General features: G+C 72.9%; 6 protein-coding genes. 3 read left to right on the forward strand and 3 right to left on the reverse strand.

Going from position 1 to position 6,286, the window contains the following annotated elements; all coding sequences use genetic code 11:
- The first annotated feature begins 18 nt into the window (after window positions 1–18).
- The gene (locus ACGFNI_RS08675) at window positions 19–363 is read left to right on the forward strand and encodes a MerR family transcriptional regulator (protein WP_393681878.1); all 345 of its coding nucleotides are present in this window, start codon (window positions 19–21) and stop codon (window positions 361–363) included.
- A gap of 13 nt (window positions 364–376) precedes the next feature.
- Here ACGFNI_RS08675 and ACGFNI_RS08680 read toward each other — a convergent pair whose 3' ends face one another.
- Both ACGFNI_RS08680 and ACGFNI_RS08685 read right to left on the reverse strand, forming a co-directional pair.
- Complete coding sequence (locus ACGFNI_RS08680) at window positions 377–910, reverse strand: GNAT family N-acetyltransferase (RefSeq protein WP_393681880.1); 534 nt, start codon at window positions 908–910, stop codon at window positions 377–379.
- 97 nt (window positions 911–1,007) lie between these two features.
- Window positions 1,008–2,426 carry a CoA transferase gene (locus ACGFNI_RS08685; RefSeq protein ID WP_393681881.1) on the reverse strand — a complete coding sequence of 473 codons (1,419 nt, stop codon included), beginning with the start codon at window positions 2,424–2,426 and terminating at the stop codon, window positions 1,008–1,010.
- Between the two features lie 353 nt (window positions 2,427–2,779).
- Here ACGFNI_RS08685 and ACGFNI_RS08690 point away from each other — a divergent pair, with 353 nt between their 5' ends.
- Window positions 2,780–3,967 (forward strand): cytochrome P450, encoded by a 1,188-nt coding sequence (locus tag ACGFNI_RS08690; RefSeq protein WP_393681883.1) that lies wholly within the window; start codon window positions 2,780–2,782, stop codon window positions 3,965–3,967.
- 72 nt (window positions 3,968–4,039) lie between these two features.
- Window positions 4,040–4,234: a ferredoxin gene (locus ACGFNI_RS08695; RefSeq protein ID WP_393681885.1), complete on the forward strand. Its 195-nt coding sequence runs from the start codon at window positions 4,040–4,042 to the stop codon at window positions 4,232–4,234.
- A 21-nt stretch (window positions 4,235–4,255) separates the two neighbouring features.
- Here ACGFNI_RS08695 and ACGFNI_RS08700 read toward each other — a convergent pair whose 3' ends face one another.
- Window positions 4,256–6,133 (reverse strand): CocE/NonD family hydrolase, encoded by a 1,878-nt coding sequence (locus ACGFNI_RS08700; RefSeq protein WP_393681886.1) that lies wholly within the window; start codon window positions 6,131–6,133, stop codon window positions 4,256–4,258.
- Between the last annotated feature and the right edge of the window lie 153 nt (window positions 6,134–6,286).

Consider the following 6,286-nt stretch of genomic DNA (forward strand, 5'->3'; position numbering starts at 1 on the left):
TCGGATGGGGGCGGTCGCATGCTGATCGGTGAGTTGTCCCGGCGCAGCGGAGTCAGTCCGCGGCTGCTGCGGTACTACGAGGAACAGGGACTGCTCGACACCCGGCGCGGCCCGAACGGCTACCGCACCTACGACGAGGACTCGCTGGTCAGGGTGCGGCAGGTGCGTGCCCTGCTGGAGGCGGGGCTGCCCACCGCGGTGATCCGCTCGGTGCTGCCCTGCGTCCGGGGCGAGGGGCCGTGGTTCGAGTGGTGCCCCGACCTGCGGGCCACCCTGGAGCGTGAGTTGCGGGCCGCGGACGAGCGGATCGACGGCCTCCGGCGCAGCCGCAGCGCCCTCGCCGGCTACCTGGCGCAGCCCTGAACCGGCCCTGGTGTCAGAGCATTTCGCTGGTGATCGCCCAGCGCTCGTGATCGCGCCAGGTCCCGTCGATGAAGAGGAAGTCGGGCGAGAAGCCCTCAAGGCGGAATGCGGCGCGCCGGACCAGAGCGAGGGAACGCTCGTTGTCCGGCTGGATGTTGGCCTCCAGGCGGTGCAGCCCCAGTACGTCGAAGGCGTGCCGCAGGACGAGGTGCAGGCCCTCGGTCATCAGGCCGCGCCCGGCGGCGTGCGCGAAGGCGCCGTAGCCGATCGCGCCGCACCGGAAGCCGCCGTGCACGATGTTGTTGATCGTGAGGTAGCCGGCCAGGGCGCCGTCGTCGCGCGCGCAGATCAGATAGCCCTCGCGCACCGGCTCCTGGAGCTTGGCCAGGTAGGCGTCGTACCCGGCGGTGTCGGACGGCGGGAACAGCCACGGGCGGTGCAGGGCGGCACTCTCCTGTGCCCGCCGGGTGAACTCTTCCCGGTCCGCCGGGGTGAACGGTCTGATGCCCGCCCGGGGGCCCTGCGCGAGGTAGCGATCGGTGATCATCGGCCGATCGTACGGAGATCCGTACGCCGCTGACCAGGTCCTGGTGTGGTCCGGCCGGGTCGCGCCGCCGGTCCGCACGGCCGTGGGGCGCGGGCGGTCAGCGCCACACGGGAGTGTCCGAGCCGCAGCGTCCCGGCGGCGTGGCCCAGGTGGCGGGCCCGCCGTCGAACGCGACCGGTGACAGGGCATGGCGCAGCCGGCCGGCCGGGCTGCCGACGGTGCTCAGGTGGCGGTCGGCGTCGTAGGGCGCCGCGGCGGCGCGGTCGTCCGGCGCGTGGCCGTGCTCGTGGTCCGCGAGGCCGTGCAGGAGCCAGTGTGCGGTGCGGGCCAGGGCGAGGGTGGTGAGCGTCGAACCGCCGTGCCCGGCCTGCTCGGTGAGGGAGCGCAGGACCGCGGCGGCCAGCAGGTAGCCCGTGCCGTGGTCGAGTGCCTGGGCGGGCAGCGCGCCGGGGGCGCCGTCCTCGTGCGCTTCGACGGCGGCGATTCCGCAGGCCACCTGCACCAGGCTGTCGAAGCCGCGGCGTCCGCCCCACGGGCCGTCGTCGCCCCAGGCGGAGAGCCGCGCGACGACGAGCCCAGGGCGGCGTTCGGCGAGCGCTTCGGGCGCCAGGCCGAACCGGTCGAGGCAGCCGGGACGGTAGCCGGTCACGACCACGTCCGCGTCGGCCAGCAGGTCGTCGAAGGTGGCGCGGCCGGAGCGGGCGGCGAGATCGAGGGCGGCCGAGCGCTTCCCGAAACCCGTGTCGTTGTGCGCGTCCTGACTCTCCGGCAGTTGCGGCGCGTCGATGCGCAGCACATCGGCGCCGAGCAGCGCGAGCGTGCGGGTGGCGACAGGACCCGCGATCACCCGAGTCAGGTCGAGCACCCGCAGTCCCTGTGCGGGCAGCAGCGGATCGCCAGCCAGGGCGGGCAGCGGGCGCGGCGGGGCGCTCGGGCCGATGCGCTGGCGGGTGAGCAGCGGGTGGGTGGCCACCGTGGCGCCCTGTCCGTGTGCGGCCCACTCCTCCGGGCTGCGGGCGGCGACCGCGAGCCCGCCCGCCGCGTACACGGTCTCCTGGATCTCCTCGGCCCTGCGTCCTGCGAACTCGGCCTCGACATCGGCGGGTTGGACGGTCGGCGGCAGGCCGAGCGCGTGCAGCAGCCGGTCGCGGTGGTGCGGGTAGTTGGCGTGGGTGCGCACCCAGCCGTCGGCGGTGCGCCAGAAGCGGGAGAGGGGAGCGAAGCCGGACGGGGCGCGGCCGTCGATCCGCAGATGGCGTTCGCTGACGAAGGCGGTGGCGACCGCGCCCTCGTCGACCCGCACCGTGGGCAGCGGCCGGCCGGTGCGCAGGGCGGTCAGCTCGGCGGCGGCCAGCGCGCAGCCGGCGACGGTGGCGCGGGCCAGCGCCCGCACCGGCAGCCGGGCCGGGAGCAGTCCTGGCGGCCCGCCGTACACGATCCGCTCCGTCAGCTCCGGTGCGCCGCCGAGCGCCGCCCAGACCTGATCCGTTCCCCCGTTGCCGTGTCGTTGCGCCATGTGCGCAGTGTGGCACCGGGTGCCGGGCGGAGGGTAGCGGGGGGATGCCGGGGGCGGGCCATCCGGCCGCTGCCGCCGCGCCGGGGCGGATGCCGCGCGGCCTGATCCGTACCCCTTTTCGTGGACGCGTGCGCCCCAACAGGGCGGTACATGGCCGGACATGCCGCACGGTGGCCGAAGATGGCTGAAGATGGCCGAACTGCGTGTAGACGATCGAGGTGCGCGCGGCATGGAGTGGAGATCGGCACGGCGGGCCACGCCGCAGCGGCCCGCCACCGGATCCCCCCACCCGCAGCACGCCCGGACTCCCCCCACCACCGAGCACACCGGGCCCTTTACCAGGGAGGCACCTCTTGTCCGAAGCCGTTTCGTTCCCGCAGGACCGGACCTGTCCCTATCACCCGCCGACCTCTTACCAGCCGCTGCGCGAGCAGGGCCCGCTGGCCCAGGTCAGCCTGTACGACGGGCGTGCCATATGGGCGGTAACCGGCCACGCCGAAGCGCGGACGCTGCTCGTCGACCCGCGCCTCTCGTCGGACCGGCGGAACCCGGCGTTCCCCATCCCGGTCGAGCGGTTCGCCGCGATCCGCCGGGTCAAGTCGCCGCTGATCGGGGTGGACGACCCCGAGCACAACACCCAGCGGCGGATGCTGATACCGAGCTTCAGCGTCAAGCGGATCGCCGCGATGCGGCCGGAGATCCAGCGGATCGTCGACGAACTCATCGACCGGATGCTCGCCCAGGGGCCGCCGGCCGAACTGGTCTCCGCGTTCGCGCTGCCCATTCCCTCCATGGTGATCTGCGCGCTGCTCGGTGTGCCCTACGCCGATCACGAGTTCTTCGAGGAGGAGTCCCGCCGGATGCTGCGCGGCCGTACCTCGCAGGAGGTGACGGACGCCCGGCTGCGGCTTGAGGCGTACTTCGACGAGCTGTTCACCCGCAAGGAGAAGGACCGGGGCGATGGACTGCTGGACGACCTGGTCACCGAGCGGCTGCACAACGGCGATCTGGAGCGTGAGGAACTCGTCAGGATGGCGATGATCCTGCTGATCGCCGGGCACGAGACGACCGCGAACATGATCTCGCTCGGCACCTACGCGCTGCTCGAACACCCGGAGCAGCTGGCGCAGTTGCGGTCCGACGACAGCCTGATGCCCACCGCCGTCGAGGAGTTGCTGCGGTTCCTCTCGATCGCCGACGGGATGCTGCGGGTGGCGACCGATGACATCGAGATCGCCGGGCGGACCATCCGGGCCGGCGACGGCGTGATGCTGGCCACCTCCCTGATCAACCGCGACGAGTCGGCCTACGCGGACCCGGACGCACTGGACCTGCACCGTTCGGCCCGGCACCACGTGGCCTTCGGATTCGGCATCCACCAGTGCCTGGGGCAGAACCTCGCCCGTGCGGAGATGGAGATCGCGTTCCGCTCGCTCTTCCGCCGGATACCGGAGCTGCGGCTCGCGGTACCGGCGGCGGAGATCCCGTTCAAGCCGGGCGACACCCTCCAGGGCATGGTGGAGCTTCCGCTGGCCTGGTGAGCGTGGCGGAACCTGTTGACCGACGAGACCCGGTGGTTCACCGGGAGACCGACCGAACGAAAGGGGTCCGGGATGCGGATCACCATCGACAAGGACGTCTGTATCGGCGCCGGGCAGTGCGCCCTGACGGCGCCCGGGGTGTTCACCCAGGACGACGACGGCTTCAGCGCGCTGCTGCCGGGGCGTGAGGACGGCGCGGGCGACCCGCTGCTGCGGGAGGCCGCCCGCGCCTGCCCGGTGCAGGCGATCGAGGTCGCCGAGGGCTGACGGGCCCTGCGCTCCGGCGCGTTACCCCACCGTCCCCTGGGTGACGGGGAGTTCGATGACGCCGGTGTCGTCGGGCGCGCTGGTGACCGTCACCGGCTTGATGCCGCGGTTGCCGGTGTAGGCGGCGTCGCTCGCGGCGATGACGAAGCGCAGCCGGTGCCCCGGCAGGTAGCGGTGCACGAGACCCGGGAGCTGCACGGTGAACTTCCGGGTCACGTCCGGCACCCTGACCGGGGCCACCAGCCGGTGCACCAGCGTCTTGCTGCCGTCCGGCGCGATGTCGTAGAGCTTGGCGAACAGCACCAGCCGGTTGGCCGCGTCCGGGGAGTTCTGCACCTGCTCGGTCTTCGGCGAGACGACCTTCAGGGTCGCCTTGGGGGTGCCCACCACGTCCAGCGGCTTGCCGGCCACCGGCTCGGACGTCCAGTCCAGGTACGTGCCCTTGATGTCGTAGGGCGCCGGGTCGGGCAGTTTGAGCAGGCCGGCCAGCGAACTCTCCGAATGGCTGGTGGGCACCAGCCAGTTGCGGTATTCGCGGCTGCCGCGGGTGACCTTCTTGCGGTTGTCGACGAGCTTGCCGTCGCCGGAGAGGTACAGCTTCCGGTTGCCGCCCGCGGGGAAGGCGGGCGCGGTGCCGTACGCCGGGCCGTCGCTCACCCAGTCGCGGTAGTAGGCGAAGGCGGGGCCGGTGTCGGTGCCGGCCTTGTGGTGCAGGTAGCGGTCGAACCAGGCGAGGATCCGCTGTCCGACGTAGCTGGTGTCCAAGTTGCCCTTGCCCAGGTCGAGTTCGCCGGGCGCCGGGTCGGCCATGCCGCCACTGTGGCCCCAGGACTGCCAGATCATCTTGGCCTCGGTGCCCTGGGCGGTGAGCGTGCGGTAGGTGGCGGCGGCCTCGTTGAGGTTGAAGAGGGTGTCGGCCTGCCCCTGGACGAGCAGGGTCGGCGCCTTCACCGACTTCAGGTACGAGACCGGCGAGACGCTGCGCGCATAGTGCTGCATCTTCGCGGTGCGGTCCGCGGGGTAGCGCCCGGAGTCCAGCAGCCGCTTGGTCCGGCAGGCGTCGGCGACGAAGTGCAGACAGCCGGCGCCGCCGATCCTGGAGGGGTCAAGGCTCGGGTTGAGCAGCCCCTGCGCCTCGCCTATCAGGAAGAACCCGCCCGTCCACTCCTTCTTGTACGCGCCGGGCAGCGGTCCGCTCACCCCGTGCGTGCGGCCCGCGTTGTTGGGATCCAGGGAGTACGAGAGGTCGTTCCAGGTGATGAGCGGGACCAGCGCGTCGACGCGGTGGTCGACGGCGGCGGTGGCCATCTGGATCGCGCCGCCGTAGGAGCCGCCGATCATGCCGACGCGGGGGTCGCGCGCGGCGTCCTTGGTGACGAAGTCGACGCGGGCTCCGCCGTCGGCGGTGCGGGTTCCGGCGAGGAAGTCGATGAGCCCGCTCGCCGCCTTGCCGTCGATCTGCGGGTCGTCCAGCGAGATCGGGCAGCCGCTCTTGCCGAAGCCGAGCCCTGAGTAGGACAGGGCGACATAGCCGCGGGCGGCGAACGCGCCGGCGGTGGCCGCGGTGGAGCCGTCGTCCTTGCTGCCGCCGAAGCCGTTGGTGGTCAGCACGGCGGGCGCCGGGTGGGCGGCGTCGACGCCCGCGGGGCGGTAGAGGTCCGCGTCGACGGTGCAGTCGCGGTCGCCTGCCCGCACCGTCACTTTCAGGGCGGTGACGGTGAATTGGCCGGGCGCGGCGGTTGCCGGAGTGGCCGTCAGGAGCGGCGCGGCGAGGGCTGTGGTGGCCAGCAGGGTCAGGGACGTGCGGAGAGCGGAGCGGGATACGACGCGGGACACGCTGGGCACGAAGACCTCCACAAGGACATGTCGTACCGACCAGTCGGTAACGGGCGGGCTCATGGTGTGTCCTGGTCAACAGCCGTGTCAACGACGCGGACACGAGTTGTTACGCCGGGTGGGCGGGGGGGGGGGGGGGGGGGGGGCGCGCGGGCGGGGCCCCCCCCGCCCCCCCCCCCCCCCCCCCCCCCCCCCCCCCCCCCCCCCCCCCCCCCG

Origin of the sequence: Streptomyces sp. NPDC048644, assembly GCF_043199105.1 — a bacterium.
Classification (GTDB): domain Bacteria; phylum Actinomycetota; class Actinomycetes; order Streptomycetales; family Streptomycetaceae; genus Streptomyces.

Coding starts and splice junctions, on each gene's coding strand:
- ACGFNI_RS08675 (WP_393681878.1), top strand. CDS start 19: ATGCTGATCGGTGAGTTGTCCCGGCGCAGCGGAGTCAGTCCGCGGCTG.
- ACGFNI_RS08680 (WP_393681880.1), bottom strand. CDS start 910: ATGATCACCGATCGCTACCTCGCGCAGGGCCCCCGGGCGGGCATCAGA.
- ACGFNI_RS08685 (WP_393681881.1), bottom strand. CDS start 2,426: ATGGCGCAACGACACGGCAACGGGGGAACGGATCAGGTCTGGGCGGCG.
- ACGFNI_RS08695 (WP_393681885.1), top strand. CDS start 4,040: ATGCGGATCACCATCGACAAGGACGTCTGTATCGGCGCCGGGCAGTGC.
- ACGFNI_RS08700 (WP_393681886.1), bottom strand. CDS start 6,133: ATGAGCCCGCCCGTTACCGACTGGTCGGTACGACATGTCCTTGTGGAG.